Source organism: Spongiactinospora sp. 9N601 (assembly GCF_044326295.1).
Lineage (GTDB): Bacteria > Actinomycetota > Actinomycetes > Streptosporangiales > Streptosporangiaceae > Spongiactinospora > Spongiactinospora gelatinilytica.
Map to the genome: position 1 here is coordinate 522,784 of NZ_JBIRBB010000004.1, position 14,067 is coordinate 536,850.

Annotated in this window: 15 protein-coding genes; 6 read left to right on the top strand and 9 right to left on the bottom strand. The window is 69.7% G+C overall.

Annotated features, from left to right (window positions below; genetic code table 11):
- Positions 1-58 precede the first annotated feature (58 nt).
- Complete coding sequence (locus ACH34R_RS12245; protein WP_397561480.1) at positions 59-874, top strand: hypothetical protein; 816 nt, start codon at positions 59-61, stop codon at positions 872-874.
- Positions 875-2,089: 1,215 nt separating this feature from the next.
- Here ACH34R_RS12245 and ACH34R_RS12250 read toward each other — a convergent pair.
- Entirely contained in the window at positions 2,090-3,091 is a 1,002-nt protein-coding gene (locus ACH34R_RS12250) for a hypothetical protein (RefSeq protein WP_397561481.1), read from the bottom strand.
- Between the two features lie 284 nt (positions 3,092-3,375).
- Here ACH34R_RS12250 and rsgA point away from each other — a divergent pair, with 284 nt between their 5' ends.
- The 3 genes from rsgA to ACH34R_RS12265 all read left to right on the top strand — a co-directional run bounded on the left by rsgA (position 3,376) and on the right by ACH34R_RS12265 (position 5,830).
- A complete protein-coding gene (gene rsgA, locus ACH34R_RS12255; RefSeq protein WP_397561482.1) occupies positions 3,376-4,494 on the top strand; it encodes a ribosome small subunit-dependent GTPase A in 1,119 nt (372 codons plus the stop codon).
- 123 nt (positions 4,495-4,617) lie between these two features.
- Positions 4,618-5,127 (top strand): GNAT family N-acetyltransferase, encoded by a 510-nt coding sequence (locus ACH34R_RS12260; protein ID WP_397561483.1) that lies wholly within the window; start codon positions 4,618-4,620, stop codon positions 5,125-5,127.
- A gap of 79 nt (positions 5,128-5,206) precedes the next feature.
- Complete coding sequence (locus tag ACH34R_RS12265; RefSeq protein ID WP_397561484.1) at positions 5,207-5,830, top strand: DJ-1/PfpI family protein; 624 nt, start codon at positions 5,207-5,209, stop codon at positions 5,828-5,830.
- A gap of 36 nt (positions 5,831-5,866) precedes the next feature.
- Here the strand turns inward: ACH34R_RS12265 and ACH34R_RS12270 are convergent, their stop codons facing one another.
- Entirely contained in the window at positions 5,867-6,613 is a 747-nt protein-coding gene (locus tag ACH34R_RS12270) for an SDR family oxidoreductase (RefSeq protein ID WP_397561485.1), read from the bottom strand.
- Positions 6,614-6,701: 88 nt separating this feature from the next.
- On the opposite strand from ACH34R_RS12270, the gene ACH34R_RS12275 reads away from it, so the two are divergent.
- Complete coding sequence (locus tag ACH34R_RS12275) at positions 6,702-7,286, top strand: TetR/AcrR family transcriptional regulator (RefSeq protein ID WP_397561516.1); 585 nt, start codon at positions 6,702-6,704, stop codon at positions 7,284-7,286.
- Between the two features lie 6 nt (positions 7,287-7,292).
- Here the strand turns inward: ACH34R_RS12275 and ACH34R_RS12280 are convergent, their stop codons facing one another.
- From ACH34R_RS12280 to ACH34R_RS12290, 3 genes are all read right to left on the bottom strand, one after another.
- Positions 7,293-7,730 carry a hypothetical protein gene (locus ACH34R_RS12280; protein ID WP_397561486.1) on the bottom strand — a complete coding sequence of 146 codons (438 nt, stop codon included), beginning with the start codon at positions 7,728-7,730 and terminating at the stop codon, positions 7,293-7,295.
- 144 nt (positions 7,731-7,874) lie between these two features.
- On the bottom strand, positions 7,875-8,558 hold the full coding sequence (locus tag ACH34R_RS12285) for a hypothetical protein (protein WP_397561487.1): 684 nt from the start codon (positions 8,556-8,558) through the stop codon (positions 7,875-7,877).
- Between the two features lie 68 nt (positions 8,559-8,626).
- Positions 8,627-8,866, bottom strand: coding sequence for a hypothetical protein (locus ACH34R_RS12290; protein WP_397561488.1), 240 nt, complete (start codon positions 8,864-8,866; stop codon positions 8,627-8,629).
- Between the two features lie 132 nt (positions 8,867-8,998).
- Between ACH34R_RS12290 and sigJ the strand changes: the two genes are divergently transcribed.
- A complete protein-coding gene (gene sigJ, locus ACH34R_RS12295) occupies positions 8,999-9,904 on the top strand; it encodes an RNA polymerase sigma factor SigJ (protein WP_397561489.1) in 906 nt (301 codons plus the stop codon).
- 36 nt (positions 9,905-9,940) lie between these two features.
- Here sigJ and ACH34R_RS12300 read toward each other — a convergent pair whose 3' ends face one another.
- From ACH34R_RS12300 to pdhA, 4 genes are all read right to left on the bottom strand, one after another.
- Entirely contained in the window at positions 9,941-10,240 is a 300-nt protein-coding gene (locus tag ACH34R_RS12300) for a Dabb family protein (RefSeq protein WP_397561490.1), read from the bottom strand.
- 104 nt (positions 10,241-10,344) lie between these two features.
- Positions 10,345-11,664, bottom strand: a complete 1,320-nt coding sequence (locus ACH34R_RS12305; protein ID WP_397561491.1) for a dihydrolipoamide acetyltransferase family protein — start codon at positions 11,662-11,664, stop codon at positions 10,345-10,347.
- Between the two features lie 34 nt (positions 11,665-11,698).
- Entirely contained in the window at positions 11,699-12,679 is a 981-nt protein-coding gene (locus ACH34R_RS12310) for an alpha-ketoacid dehydrogenase subunit beta (protein ID WP_397561492.1), read from the bottom strand.
- Positions 12,676-13,845, bottom strand: a complete 1,170-nt coding sequence (gene pdhA / locus ACH34R_RS12315) for a pyruvate dehydrogenase (acetyl-transferring) E1 component subunit alpha (protein WP_397561493.1) — start codon at positions 13,843-13,845, stop codon at positions 12,676-12,678. Before pdhA ends, ACH34R_RS12310 begins: the two co-directional genes overlap by 4 nt.
- Positions 13,846-14,067: the final 222 nt, after the last annotated feature.

The following is a 14,067-nucleotide window of genomic DNA, read 5'->3' on the forward strand; positions in this document are numbered from 1 at the left end:
GGCGGCATATTGATTCGGCAGCCGCCGAGGCGCGCAAGTCTTGAAAGAGGTATGCCCAGTGGCTCTCAAGCTGCCTGGCGGACGGGCTCTCGCTCTCGCCGCGTCCGGTGTTCTCGCCGGCTCGCTCGTGGTGGGTGGTTTCGCGAACGCTTCCTCGGCCGCGTCCACCGCCGCCGCGTCGAACGTCATCTATGCGTGTGTCAACAAGTCCACGCAGGTCGTACGGATCGTGGGCGCCAGGACCAAGTGCAAGCCGGGCGAGACCCGGATCTCCTGGAACCGGCAGGGGCCGAAGGGCACGGACGGTGAGGGCGGGCTGGGTCCGATGGGCGCGACCGGTCCCAAGGGGCCGAAGGGCGACCCGGGCGCACAGGGCCCGAAGGGCGACCCGGGCGTGCGCGGCCCGCGTGGGCTGCAGGGCCCGGCGGGCGCGAAGGGCGAGCCTGGCAAGGACGGCGTGGACGGCGCTGACGGCAAGGACGGCAAGGACGGCAAGGACGGCGCACAGGGTCCCAAGGGTGACCCGGGCGAGGGCGGCGGCAGCCTCCGGATCCAGGTCCGGTCGGACGAGTTCTACAACTCCTCCGGCGATTCGGTTTCCTGCCAGTCGAACGAGGTGGTGACCGGTGGTGGCTACCACCTCAACACCAACAAGCGGGTCACCGTGACCGGCAGCTACCCGTCGGGCAACGGCTGGTCCGTGAAGCTCGTCGTCAACGGCGAGGGCCACGACAACGACCTCGCCGCGAACGCCACCCCCAGCCCCAGCCCCAGCCCCGAGGCCGGGGACAAGGGCAACAAGTCCCTCAACAGCGGCGGCGGCCACAACCCCAAGGTCAGCGGTACGGTCTACGCCCTCTGCGCCAAGAAGTAACCCCCGAACAGACGGGCCGCCGCTTCAACAACAAGAAGCGGCGGCCACCCCGCCAATCCCCTTGGCCCACTACCAGGCCCTTACGGCATCCCCCGTACCGCCCGCCCATTTATGCCGGGCCTTTCGCGCGCTCCGCGCCCAATCGCCTTCGCTTCGCTCAGCCCTGTTTCCCATGTCGGGCTCCGCCCGACACCCCGCCTCCGGCGGGACAACGCGCTCCGCGCGTAAGGGCCGGGCTCCGCCCGAGGACCCCGCGCTCCGCTCGGCCTGTTCTCCTTGATGCCTGGCTCCGCCCGACCTCTCCGTCTATGGCGGTGTACACGCCCTGCACCGCCTGGCAGCCAGACTCGCACGTACGGCAGGCCCCCAACTCGCCGCCGGTCTATGCCCCCTACCGCCCTGATATCCGGCGTTTCGCGTGTGTCATGGCCGCGCGCCGTTCCAGCACCGGCTGACCCGGCCCCTTCCAGACCATCGCACCGTCTTATGCTTTTTCGCCATTACCCACCGCCGCCCCCGCCTCTCCGGGGCGATACCCCCGCCTCCGGCGGGCCCGCCGCGCTCCGCGCCCAATCGCCTTCGCTTCGCTCAGCCCTGTTTCCCATGTCGGGCTCCGCCCGACGCTGCCGCCACCGGCCCTGCCGTAACACGCACCCCGACAGGTTCCGAGGACCAAGCCGAGCACCGACCCCAATGGGTGCCTCCACTTTCAGAGGGGGACGGCGCTCGCAGAAATCACATTCGCGCAGGTCCCAGCACTCATCGCAGGCTCCGTCCCACAAGATTCGCCATTCCCCTGGACACCGCCACCACAATAGAAAAGTTGATCACCGACAAATCCCGACACCACACCACACCACAGCAGCTCGGCTGTATCGTTGCTGCTCGCAAAGGGTGCTCCCCACGCCGGTGGGGATGGACCACGGCCGCCAGGATCTCGCTCCCCCTCACCGGTGTGCTCCCCGACGCCCGTGGGGATGGACCGACGCCGAGCATCACCGCGGCCCAGCCGATGGCGTGTTCCCCCTCCGCGCGGTACTCCCCACGCCCATGGGGATGGACCTGACTACAGCGGTCAGCCCTCCGCAGATGCCCCGTGCTCACCACGTCCGTGGGATGGCCCCATCTTCAGCGAGGGTCACCTGATCCACTCCAAGTGCTGCCCGCATCCCCGAGGATGGATCGGAATTCGTCGTCGACCCGCCTTTATGCCGCTCAGGTGTCGAGGAAAGCGGGGACGAAGATGTCCTCGCTGGTCAGCAGGTGCTTGGAGAGTCCCTGCTCGTAGTGGTAGCGCAGGAAGGTGTCGACGGCCTTGCGGTTGGCGGTGAGGCCGTAGGGCCACCAGTCCTCGCCGAGGAGGGTCCTGTTCTCCTCGAAGTGCCTGCTGAACCAGGGGGTGATGACGCCCATGTGCTGCTTCAGGGCGTCTTGGCGGTACTTCTGCTGGGTGAGCTCCTTGGCCTCGCCAAAGGCACGGTAGACCGACTTCAGAATGTCGGTCCGCTCGACCAGTTCCTTGCGGACGGCGACGATATGCATGGGAGGAAAGATCCCGGTACGCCGGTAGTAGTCGCGCTCCACGTTCTCGTAGTCGGGGAAGAGGCGGGCGATCTTCGTCGAGCCGTTCAGCAGGGACCGGGGGACGTCGACCGAGATGAGTGCGTCGATTTCGCCGGATTCGAGCATCGCGCCCAGGGTCTCGCCGTCGGCTGCGTGCCGTACGTCCACCCCGTCCGGCACCGGCTGCGGGACCCAGTCGAACGTGGGGATGGGGTGGTCGGTGCCCCCGATGACCCAGCGGCACCGATCGAAGGTCACGCCGTACTCGTCGGACAGGATGCCCTTGAGCCACACCCCCGCGTCATGACCGAACAGCGCGAACTCGCCGATCGTCCTGCCGGTGAGATCCTGCGGCCTGGTGATCCCCGCTGCGGTGTTCACGAAGACGGCCGAGTGCCGGAAGTTGCGGTTCGGGAAGATCGGCAGTGCCATGAACGGCGCGCCTTCCAGGCTCTCCGGGTCGAAGGAGCGCAGGAAGTAGGTCAGGCCGAACTCCGCCACGTCGTAGCGGCCTTCGAGCATGCCGCGGAAGATGTCCGAGACCAGCGGCGCCGTATGGAGGGTGGCGTCCACCCCGTCGATCGTGACCCGGCCGTCGAACAGCGCCTCGGTGTGTTCGTAGGCGTAGGTGGCAATGCTCAGCTTCGCGCTCATCGTAGATCCTCACTTCCGTGAATGACCTTTGCCGCTACTGCTGCCGCTACTGCTGCTCGCCGCCGGCCGTTTGCGGCGAGCGGGTACTGATGTTACCTTCCCCATTGAAGACACGTTCGTGGCGACAGGAACCCGAAGAGGGAGGTGAGGTTGAATGACCGTCGTGGTGATGGCCGCTGTCTGCGGCACCCGGTCCATCCTCACGTCCCCGGGCCTTGGCTGACCTTCTGAGCCGATCTCCGCCGTAGTCGCCAGGGCCCCTTTCCGCAAAGGGTTCCATTCCATTGTCTTTCCATCATTCTTCCGATGATGGGCTGTCCGCGTACGGCTGGGACGCAGGGCTCGAAGAGTCCTTCGCCCCCCACCGCTCAGCGGGGCTCGTTCCCGCCCGGGTGGTCGGTGTCGATCGCGGCGCCTGCGACGTCATCACCGAAACCGGCCCACTGCGGGCCCGCCTCGCGCTCCCGGAAGCGCCGGATCCGATCTCGTCACCCTGCACCGGCGACTGGGCGGCGCTGTCCCTCGGTCACCAGCCGGAGCCGCCGAAGCAGCCGGAGCCGCCGGAGCCGCCGGAGCTGGTCGCGTTGCTGGCGCGGCGCGGCGTCATCGTACGGTCGTCGGCGTCACGCTCCTCGCACGGGCAGGTGCTGGCCGCCAACGTCGACACGGCGGTGCTGGCCGTCTCGCTCGCCGGGGAGCTGAATCCCAGCCGGATCGAGCGGCTGCTCGCGCTGGCGTGGGAGAGCGGCGCCCTGCCCGTGATCGCGCTGACCAAGGCCGATCAGACGGCCGATCCCGTCCAGGCCATGAACACCGTCGCGGAACTCGCCCCGGGCGTGGAGATCGTCGCCACCAGCGCCGCCACCGGCGAGGGCATCGATGTGCTCAGTGCGGTGATCACCGGCACCGTGGTGCTGCTCGGGCCGTCCGGAGCGGGCAAGTCCACGCTCGGCAACGCGTTGCTCGGTACCGAGACCCTGGAGACCGGCGCCGTCCGTGCGCAGGACGGCAAGGGCAGGCACACCACGGTCCGCCGCCTGCTGGTCCCGCTGCCCGGCGGTGGCGTGCTGATCGACACCCCCGGGCTGCGCGGCGTGGGGCTCATGGACGCCGACGAGGGCCTGCAACAGGTCTTCGCCGACATCGAGGAACTGGCCCTGGGGTGCCGGTTCGGCGACTGCGGCCATGACTCCGAGCCGGGCTGCGCCGTCCAGGCCGCCATCGCCTCGGGTGACCTCGGCGAGCGCCGCCTGGCCAGCTACCGCAAGCTCCAGCGCGAGAACGATTGGGCCACCTCACGCAACGACGCGCGGCTGCGTGCCCGGCACGACGACCGCAAGAAGACGATCACGCGCTCGCTGCGCGAGACGTACGCCTTCCGGGACCGGCAGCGCCGGTCGTAGCCCCGGGCGCGGGTCGCCGGGCCACCATGCCCCGCGGCCCGCGGCCCGCGGCCCGCAGCCCGCAGCCCGCAGCCCGCGCATCATCCCGAACTTTCCCCTGACAACAGAGAAAGGCGACTCATCATGTCGTCCAATTGGATCACCCGGCCCGAGACCCCGCAGGACGTCCCGCTGATCCGCGAAGTCGCGCTCGGCGCCTTCCCCACGCCGCTTGAGGCCGACCTCATCGAGGCGCTGCGCGTCGATCCGGCCTGGTCACCGGAGCTGTCCATCGTCGCCCAGGCCCCGGACGGCACCGTGGCCGGGTACGCGCTGCTCACCCGCTGCCACGTCGACGACGCGCCCGCCCTGGCCCTGGGCCCGTGTGCCGTGCTGCCGCGGTACCAGGGCAAGGGGGCCGGCTCGGCCGCCATCCGCGCGGGGCTCCAGGCCGCGCGTGACAAGGGCGAGAACCTCGTCCTCGTGCTCGGCCACGCCGGCTACTACCCGCGCTTCGGCTTCACCCGGGCCTCGGCCTACGGGATCCGTCCCTCCTTCGAGGTGCCGGACGAGGCGATGATGGCCCTCGTCTTCGACGAGACCGTTCCGGTACCCGCGGGCACCATCGTCTATCCGCCGCCGTTCGGCGTCTGACCTGCACCGGGCCTGTCCAGGGATCTTCCTGGGCAGGCCCGGCCAGGCCGGCGCTCGGGCGGTGGCTATGCTGCGGCACATGGACATCGTGATCCCGCTCTTCGACCGATTCGAGCCGCTCGACGCGATCGGACCGTACGAGATCTTCGGGTACATGCCCGGAGCCAACGTGCGGTTCGTCACGGACGAACCGGGCCCGGTGCAGGACGTGCTGGGCGCCCTGCCGGTCCACGTCCCGACCAGGTACTCCGAGGTGGAGAGCTGCGATGTCCTGCTGATCCCGGGCGGGGGCAGTCACCTGACCATGATGGACGACCCCGCCTTCCTCGACTGGGTGCGCCGGATCCACGCGGGCACCCGCTTCACCACCTCGGTCTGCACCGGTGCCCTGGTGCTCGGCGCGGCCGGGCTGCTGAAGGGCCTGACCGCCACCACCCACTGGAACGCGATCGCCGACCTGGAGTCGTACGGCGCCGTCTACACCGCCGAGCGGGTGGTCCGGCAGGACCGGGTGATCACTTCGGCCGGGGTCTCCTCGGGCATCGACATGGCCATCCAACTGGCCGCCCTGCTCACCGACGAGGTGACCGCCCAGGCGATCCAGCTCTACACCGAGTACGACCCGGAGCCCCCGTTCGACACCGGCTCGGTGGCCAAGGCATCCGCCCAGGTGATCGAAATGGCCCGTGCCCTGGACGGATAGCCGCGCCGCCCGGCCCCTCGGACCACGGCGGGGGCCTCACACCCCCAGTTTCGCGCCGCCCGTGGCGTCGATGTACTGGCCGGTGACCCAGCGGGCGTCGTCCGAGGCGACGAAGGCGACGATGTCCGCGATGTCGTCGGGTGTGCCGAGCCGCTTGAACGTGGAGGCGGCTCGCGCCGCGGCCAGATGTTCCTCGGTCAGGGCTGCGTTCATGTCGGTTTCGATGACGCCGGGGGCGACCGAGTTGACCGTGATGTCGCGTGAGCCCAGTGCGGCGGCGAGGGTGTGGGTCAGTACGTTCAGCGCGCCCTTGGTCATCGAGTACGCGATCGTGTCCGGAGTCGCGACCCGGGTCACGCCCGACGAGACGTTGATGATCCGCCCGCCGTTCCGCAGGCGGGACAAGCCCTCCTTCACGATGAAGAACGGGGCCTTGGCGTTGATCGCGAAAAGCTGATCGAATTCGGCCTCGCCGACCTCCGCGATCTGCTTTTGCAGCGTGATCCCGGCGTTGTTCACCAGAATGTCGAGGCCGTCGGCGTGCCGGTCGAACTCCGTCCACAGCGTGCCGGCGTCGCCGGGAACGCCCAGTTCCGCCCGGACCGCGAAGGCCGAGCCGCCGCCCGCCTCGATCGCGGCCACCGTCTCCTCGGCGGCGGCCTCGTTGCTGCCGTAGTGGACGGCGACCCGGGCGCCGTCGCGTCCCAGCCGTTGCGCGATGGCCCGGCCGATGCCCCTGCTCGCCCCTGTGACCAGCGCCGTCTTACCGCTCAGTGCGCTCATCTCGCCCGATGATCCTTTCTGTAGTGGCCGATACAAAAATGGACGTTAGCACATTATCTAGTGAGCGCTATAGAATTGGGGCGTGGCGATGAGGCAGCGCGGCAGACCCAGGTCCTTCGACCGGGACAAGGCGCTGCGCGAAGCCATCACGATCTTCTGGGAGCGGGGGTACGAGGGGGCCTCGATCGCCGAACTCGCCCAGGCGATGGGGATCGGCGCGCCCAGCCTGTACGCGGCGTTCGGCGACAAGCGGCGGCTGTTCGACGAGGCCGTCACCGTCTACACGGGGGGCGACGGCGAATTCGCCCGCATCGCGCTGCGCGAGGAGCCGACGGCCGAGAAGGCGATCGCGCGAGTCCTCCGGGAGTCCGCCGAAGCCTTCACCCGCGAGGGGCACCCGCCGGGGTGCCTGGTCTTCAGCGCCGGGGACAACAGTACGACGCCCGAGGTCGTCGAACTTCTACGGGCCCGCCGTACGGCGGGCATCGCGGAGTTCCGGCGGCGCATCCAGGCCGACATCGACGCGGGCAGGCTCCCGGCCGGGACCGACGCGGGCGCGCTGGCGCAGTTCTACGGAGCGGTGCTGGCGGGGATGTCCCAGCAGGCCCGCGACGGCGCGACCACGGAACAACTCCTCACCGTCGCCACCGCCGCCCTGTGCGCCTGGCCCTGATCACCATCAGGTGCCGCGCGGCGGCGGCCAGTCGTGGTCGGGCGTTTCCGCCTCAGGGGCGCCGGGGGCGGGGAAGACCCGGTCGTACCTGAGGATCAGCATGATCACCACGACCGCCAGCACCGCCGCGCCCACCGCCTGAACGCCCCCTGTGATCATGGGGATCAACGAGATCCCGGCCCGGACGCCCTCCACCCCCACGCCCAGCCGCCGGGCCCACGAACGGCTGCGCAGGTACACTGCGGCCAGCGCGGTGAGCCCGATCACCACCAGATCCACGACCGCCAGCGGCCAAATCCACCCGGGCACCTCCCGCCCACGCCCGGCCTGGTCCGCGAACGCGACCACCTGAACGCCCCAGAGCAGCAACGACAGCACGGCCTGCGCGAACATGATCCACCGAGCGGTCCCAAGCCCCCGCCGCGCCTTCTCCGCCTCATCCACCACCGGCTCCCCTCCACAGCCCCGCCCAGCCCCGGCACCATAAACCGCCCCCACCCGGACCGGTCCCGCCCAGTGCCCGTGCGACGGCAGAGGAAGGCATGGATCACCCGCCTGGCAAGGTGAGGGCCAGGTGACTCTTCGGCGTTACTCGGGCCCGTCGAGGAGGGCCGCCGCCGCGTGCGGGTCCATGAGGTTGGACCAGATGACTTCTCCCGCCGCGGTTTCACGATGAGGCATCACGTCGGGGTACCAGCTGTCCCGCTCGCAGCCGGGCACGGCGTCGAGGATGACCGCTTGGTCGGCGATCGTGACCTGGCCGATTATCCGGACGCCGACGTAGGTCTCGTGGCCTTCCTCGGCGCGGACCAGGATCGCCAGCGTGTAGCCGGCAAGCTCTTCGCATTGCTCGCGGCCCGTCAACAAGGCATTGACGACCAGGCCGCGGACGGCGGCTTCGAGACGCAGGACTTGCCTTTCGGCGTCTTCCAACCGCATTCGGGCCTCATCGAGCAGGCCGGGCAGCAGATTCGTCGAGCAGGTGTCCGTGGTCAATGGAGGTGTCTCGGCATGGTTGCGGACCTTGCGTGCCTGGCGGCCGCGCTCGGCGAGAACCGCATAGAAGTCGTCGGGGCTGCCGTCCTCGCGCCGGCCTGCGGCGACCAGCCACGGGCATCGGATGTCGCTCCAGACCGCACCCCGCCACCGTTGGATCTTGACCTTGAACAGGACGACATCGTCGATGGACGCGATGCGCTCCCGCGCACCGTCACCGGCGAACTGGGCCGATGCCTTGCGTAGCAACGGATGGTCCACCTCGTCGAGAGGCACGCGTGCCGGGGGGAGTTTGGTGATTCCGAGGTCTTCTCGGAGGCAGCGGATAGTGGGACGCGTCCGGCTCACTCCTCCACTCCGCCGAGCTCGTCGATCTGCTCTTTGGTAAGGCCGGACAGCAGCGCCACCCGGGCGGTATGGGAGCCGTCGAGCTGCCGCATGGCCTCCTGCATGGCCGCGTGCAGCTCGGACTGCCGGACTTGCAGGTAGACGCGCACCGCTTGGGCGACGAACTCCTTCTTGGTGATGTGCAGGAAGTGTGCGCCGTGGGAGATGAGCCGATCGGTTTCGGCGTCGACTTTCAAAGGGGCAACGTTCGGACCAGGCATGCGATCCCTCCAGTACCCAAAGGTACCGTGCCCCGGCCGGGCGGGGGTGTCACATCGGGGGGGTTCGGTTCGTCATGCGGGGTGACCATGGGCGTGAAGGGGACGGGTATGGATGGACGGGAATTCGTGGCGGAGCGGTTCGAGGAGCACCGGGCGCGGTTGAAGGCGGTGGCCTATCGGATGCTCGGGTCGCCGGTGGAGGCGGAGGACGCGGTGCAGGAGGCGTGGCTGCGGCTGGCGCGGTCCGATGCCGGGGAGATCGACAACCTGGGCGGCTGGCTGACCACGGTGGTCGGGCGGGTGTGCCTGGACATGCTGCGCTCGCGGCGGCAGCGGCGGGAGGAGCCGCTGGCGGAGGGGCTGCCGGACCCGGTGGTCGGCAGGGTGGAGAGCGCGGATCCCGAGACGCGGGCGATGATCGCCGACTCGGTGGGGCCGGCGCTGCTGGTGGTACTGGAGTCGCTGACCCCGGCGGAACGGCTGGCCTTCGTGCTGCACGACATGTTCGGGATGACGTTCGAGGAGATCGCGCCGGTCATCGACCGTACGCCGGGCGCCGCCAGGCAGCTCGCGAGCCGCGCCCGCAGGCGGGTCAGGGGGACCACCCCCGAGCCCGATCCGGACCCGGTCGCGCAGCGTCGGGTGGTGGACGCGTTCCTGGCCGCCTCACACGGTGGCGACTTCGAGGCCCTGCTGAGCATCCTCGATCCGGACGTCGTGCTGCGCGTGGACGGCGGGGCGGCGCTGCCCGGCGGCCTGCAGATCGTGCGCGGACGGTCGGCGGTGGCCGGCCGGGCGACCATGTTCGGGCGGACGGCCCGCGCCACGGTCAGTACGCCCGCGCTGGTCAACGGTGTCGCGGGCCTGGTCAACGCGATCGACGGCGAGATCGTCTCGGTCATGAGCTTCACCGTCGTGGACGGGCGGATCGCCGCGATCGACATCCTTTCCGACCGCGACCGGCTGGCCGGGCTCGACCTCGGCGACTCTCAGCGGCCCAGCGCGAACTACTGAGCGGCCTTCAGCGGCCCAGCGCGAACTGGGTGGCCTTCAGCCGTCCAGCGAGAACTGAGCGCCGGTGCGGGAGGCGAGGATGGGCGCGATCAGCTCGTCGATCACCTTCCGGTGCGCAGGGTGGTCGCGGTAGACGATGTAGTCGTCCACCGAGTCGAAGTCGGCGGTGACCACGAAGTTCGCGTTGCCGGGGTTGACGCCCAGATCATCGCCGCAGTGGTAGGCCCGGATCTCCGGAATGGCCGCGGGCAGCTCGCGCAGCCGGCGGGCGATCTCCGCGACCTGCTCGCCGGTCGCCGCTTCGGTCCAATTCATCAGCACCACATGGCGGAGCATCGGCGTACCCGTACCCTTCGTTCCCTGCGTCGCGTGTGCCCCTGAACCCTACGCGGTACCGTACGGCCGGGCCACCGCGGGCCCGGCCGTACCGTACCGGCGTGTCAGGACCAGGCGAGCGCGCGGAGCGGATCCTCCAGCATGTCGCCGACGTCGCGCAGCAGCCGCGACCCCAGCTCGCCGTCGATGATCCGGTGGTCGAAGGACAGCGACAGCGTGCAGATCTTGCGCGGTACGATCTGCCCGTCCACCACCCACGGCAGGTCCCTGATCTGGCCGAACGCCAGGATCGCGGACTCGCCCGGGTTGATGATCGGGGTGCCGGCGTCGACGCCGAACACGCCCACGTTCGTGATCGTGATCGTGCCGCCGGACATGTCGGCCGGCTGCGTCTTGCCCGCCCTGGCGGTCTCCACCAGGGCCTGCATCGCCCTGCCCAGGTCCACCAGGGACAGCGCGTGCGCGTCCTTGATGTTGGGGACGATCAGCCCGCGCGGGGTGGCGGCGGCGATGCCGAGGTTCACCCGGTGCTTGACCACGATCTCCTGGGCGCGCTCGTCCCAGGCGGAGTTCACCATGGGGTGCCGGCGTACGCCGACCAGCAGGGCCTTGGCCACCAGCAGCAGCGGGGAGACCTTGACCTCGGCGAAGTCGGGCAAGGTGCGCAACCGGCGCACCGTGTCCATCGTCTCGGTCATGTCCACCTGGAGGAACTCGGTGACGTGCGGCGCGGAGAACGCGGAGGCCACCATGGCCTGCGCGGTCGCCCGCCGTACGCCCTTGACCGGGATGCGCTCCTCCGCCGCTCCGGCCGGGACGGGCTCGGCCACGGGGGCGGTGGTGGTGCCCGCCGCCGCGCCGTGGACGTCCTCGCGGGTGATCGTGCCCTGTGGTCCGGTACCGGTGAGGGACGCCAGGTCCACCCCGAGGTCCTTGGCCAGCTTGCGCACGGGCGGCTTGGCCAGTACGCCGGGCGCGGACGCCCCCCGCGCGACCGGCACTTCCGGCACTTCCGGCGTTTCACTGACCTCAGGCGGGGCGGCAGCGGCGGTTTTGCGGGGGCGGCGTTTGGAGGCTCCGGCCTTGACGCCGTATCCCACCAGTACCGGCGTCCGCTTCTCCTCGGAAGCCTTAGGAGCCTCGGAAGCCTTGGGGGCCTCGGCCTTCTCCGTGGATTCCTCGGCGGACCCGTCGTCGATGGTGATGATGGGCGTGCCCACATCCACCGTCGCGCTCTCCTCGACCAGCAGCCCGGAAACCGTCCCCTCAAAAGGGGACGGCAGCTCCACCACGGCCTTGGCCGTCTCGATCTCCACGATGATCTGGTTCAGCTTCACCGTGTCGCCCTGGCGTACGTGCCAGCGGACGATCTCCGCCTCGGTCAGGCCCTCGCCGACGTCGGGCAGCTTGAACTCGCGTCGCATGCGGTGTTCCCTCTCAGCGCTCTCAGAAGGCGACTCAGTAGGCGAAGGATCGGTCGACCGCGTCCAGCACGCGATCGAGGTCGGGCAGGTAGTGGTCCTCCAGGCGGGAGGGCGGGTAGGGCGTGGAGAACCCGCCCACGCGGATCACCGGGGCCTCCAGCCGGTAGAAGCACAGCTCGGTGAGCCGCGCCGCGAGTTCGGCGCCGAAACCGCTGTAGATGGGGGCCTCGTGGACCACCACGCACCGCCCGGTACGGCCGACCGACTCGGCCACCGTCGCGGTGTCCAGCGGGTTGAGCGAACGCAGGTCCACCACCTCGATGGACCGCCCGTCCTCCTCGGCGGCGGCAGCGGCCTCCAGGCAGGTCTTCACCATCGGCCCGTACGCGAGCATGGTGAGGTCGTCGCCCCGCCGTACGACGGACGCCTTGTCCAGCGGCTTCCAGTCCTCCGCGCCGGAGATGTCCACGTCGGCCTTGTCCCAGTAACGCCGCTTGGGCTCGAAGAAGATCACCGGGTCGTCGCAGCGGATGGCCTGCTGGAGCATGGAGTACGCGTCCACCGGGTTGGAGCAGGCGACGACGCGCAGGCCGGCGGTGTGCGTGAAGTACGCCTCGGGCGACTCGCTGTGGTGCTCGACCGCGCCGATGCCGCCGCCGCAGGGGATGCGGATCACCACGGGCAGCTTGAGCGCGCCGAGCGAGCGCATCGGCATCTTGGCGAGCTGGGTGATGATCTGGTTGCTCGCCGGGAACACGAACCCATCGAACTGGATCTCGCACACCGGCCGGTAGCCGCGCAGCGCGAGGCCGATCGCGGTGCCGACGATGCCGGACTCGGCCAGCGGGGTGTCGATGACGCGGTCCTCGCCGAAGTCCTTCTGCAACCCGTCGGTGACCCGGAACACGCCGCCGAGCCTGCCGACGTCCTCGCCCATGACCAGGACCTTCGGGTCGTCCTCCATGGCCTTGCGCAGGCTCTCGTTGATCGCCTTGCCCAGGCTGAGCGTGGTCATCGGGTCTCACCTCCGGCCGCGTCGTCGTCGAATCCGGCCAGGTAGGCGGCGAACTGGTCGCGCTCCTCCGCCGTCAGCGCGTGCGGCTCGGAGTAGACGTGCTCGAACATCGCCAGCGGGTCGGGGTCGGGCAGCTCCAGACATCGTTTGCGCACGTCACGGCCGAGTGCGTCGGCCTCCGTGTCCACGGCGTCGAAGAAGTCCTGGTCGGCGAGCCGGTTCTTGAACAGGTACGCCTTGACGCGCTCGATCGGGTCCTTGAGCTTCCACGCCTCCAGCTCGGTGGCGACCCGGTACCGGGTCGGGTCGTCAGAGGTGGTGTGCGCGCCCATCCGGTAGGTGAACGCCTCGATCAGGGTGGGGCCCTGGCCCTCGCGGGCGGCCTTGAGCGCCTGCGTGGTCACCGCGAGGCAGGCGAACACGTCGTTGCCGTCCACCCGGACGCCGGGGAAGCCGAAGCCGCTGGCCCGCCGGTAGAGGGGGATGCGGGTCTGCTTCTCCAGCGGCTCGGAGATCGCCCACTGGTTGTTCTGGCAGAAGAACACGACCGGCGCGTTGAACACGCTGGCCCAGGTGAACGCCTCGTTGACGTCGCCCTGGGAGGTGGCGCCGTCGCCGAAGTACACGATGGTGGCCGAACCGTCCTCGCCGACCGCGCCGTCGCGCTGCATGCCCATGGCGTAGCCGACGGCGTGCAGGGTCTGGGTGCCGATGACGATCGTGTAGAGGTGGAAGTTGTGCTCGGCCGGGTTCCAGCCGCCGTGGTTCACGCCGCGGAACATGCCGAGCAGCTTGACCGGGTCCACGTCGCGGCACCAGGCGACACCGTGCTCGCGGTAGGTGGGAAAGGCCATGTCGGCGTTGGTCAGCGCCCGGCCGGAGCCGACCTGTGCGGCCTCCTGGCCGAGCAGTGAGGCCCAGAGCCCGAGTTCGCCCTGCCGCTGGAGCGAGACCGCCTCCAGGTCGACGCGGCGGACCATGACCAGGTCGCGGTAGAGGCTCTTGACCTCGTCCGGGGTGAGATCGATGTCGTAGTCGGGGTGGTGGACCCGCTCGCCCTCAGGGGTGAGAAGCTGGACGAGAGGAGGTTCGTCCGTCCCCGTGTTCGCCGGGGAGAACGCCCCTGTGGCCGGTCTGGTGAAATCGTGAGAGGCGTCGGTCGTCACGTGCCGCTCCTGTACGTTCGGGGCCGGGCGGATGGGATCGCCATCCACATTCGGCCGGTTGCCCACACGTACGCCCCAGATGGTTGTGGGCCGTGCGCGTATGTGCACATCGTGGCAGAGGCCACAGCGGGGTGCGCAAGACCCGAGCCCTGTCCACTTCATGCGTCCACTTCATGTCCTTCCCCTGTGGCCCGCTCCAGATGTGCCCGATGTGCGGCACAT

Bases quoted from the DNA above. Each gene is read 5' to 3' on its own strand.
- ACH34R_RS12270 (WP_397561485.1), bottom strand. From the start codon at position 6,613: ATGAGCGCACTGAGCGGTAAGACGGCGCTGGTCACAGGGGCGAGCAGG.
- ACH34R_RS12250 (WP_397561481.1), bottom strand. From the start codon at position 3,091: ATGAGCGCGAAGCTGAGCATTGCCACCTACGCCTACGAACACACCGAG.
- ACH34R_RS12260 (WP_397561483.1), top strand. From the start codon at position 4,618: ATGTCGTCCAATTGGATCACCCGGCCCGAGACCCCGCAGGACGTCCCG.
- ACH34R_RS12310 (WP_397561492.1), bottom strand. From the start codon at position 12,679: ATGACCACGCTCAGCCTGGGCAAGGCGATCAACGAGAGCCTGCGCAAG.
- ACH34R_RS12300 (WP_397561490.1), bottom strand. From the start codon at position 10,240: ATGCTCCGCCATGTGGTGCTGATGAATTGGACCGAAGCGGCGACCGGC.
- ACH34R_RS12275 (WP_397561516.1), top strand. From the start codon at position 6,702: ATGAGGCAGCGCGGCAGACCCAGGTCCTTCGACCGGGACAAGGCGCTG.
- sigJ (WP_397561489.1), top strand. From the start codon at position 8,999: ATGGATGGACGGGAATTCGTGGCGGAGCGGTTCGAGGAGCACCGGGCG.
- ACH34R_RS12305 (WP_397561491.1), bottom strand. From the start codon at position 11,664: ATGCGACGCGAGTTCAAGCTGCCCGACGTCGGCGAGGGCCTGACCGAG.
- ACH34R_RS12265 (WP_397561484.1), top strand. From the start codon at position 5,207: ATGGACATCGTGATCCCGCTCTTCGACCGATTCGAGCCGCTCGACGCG.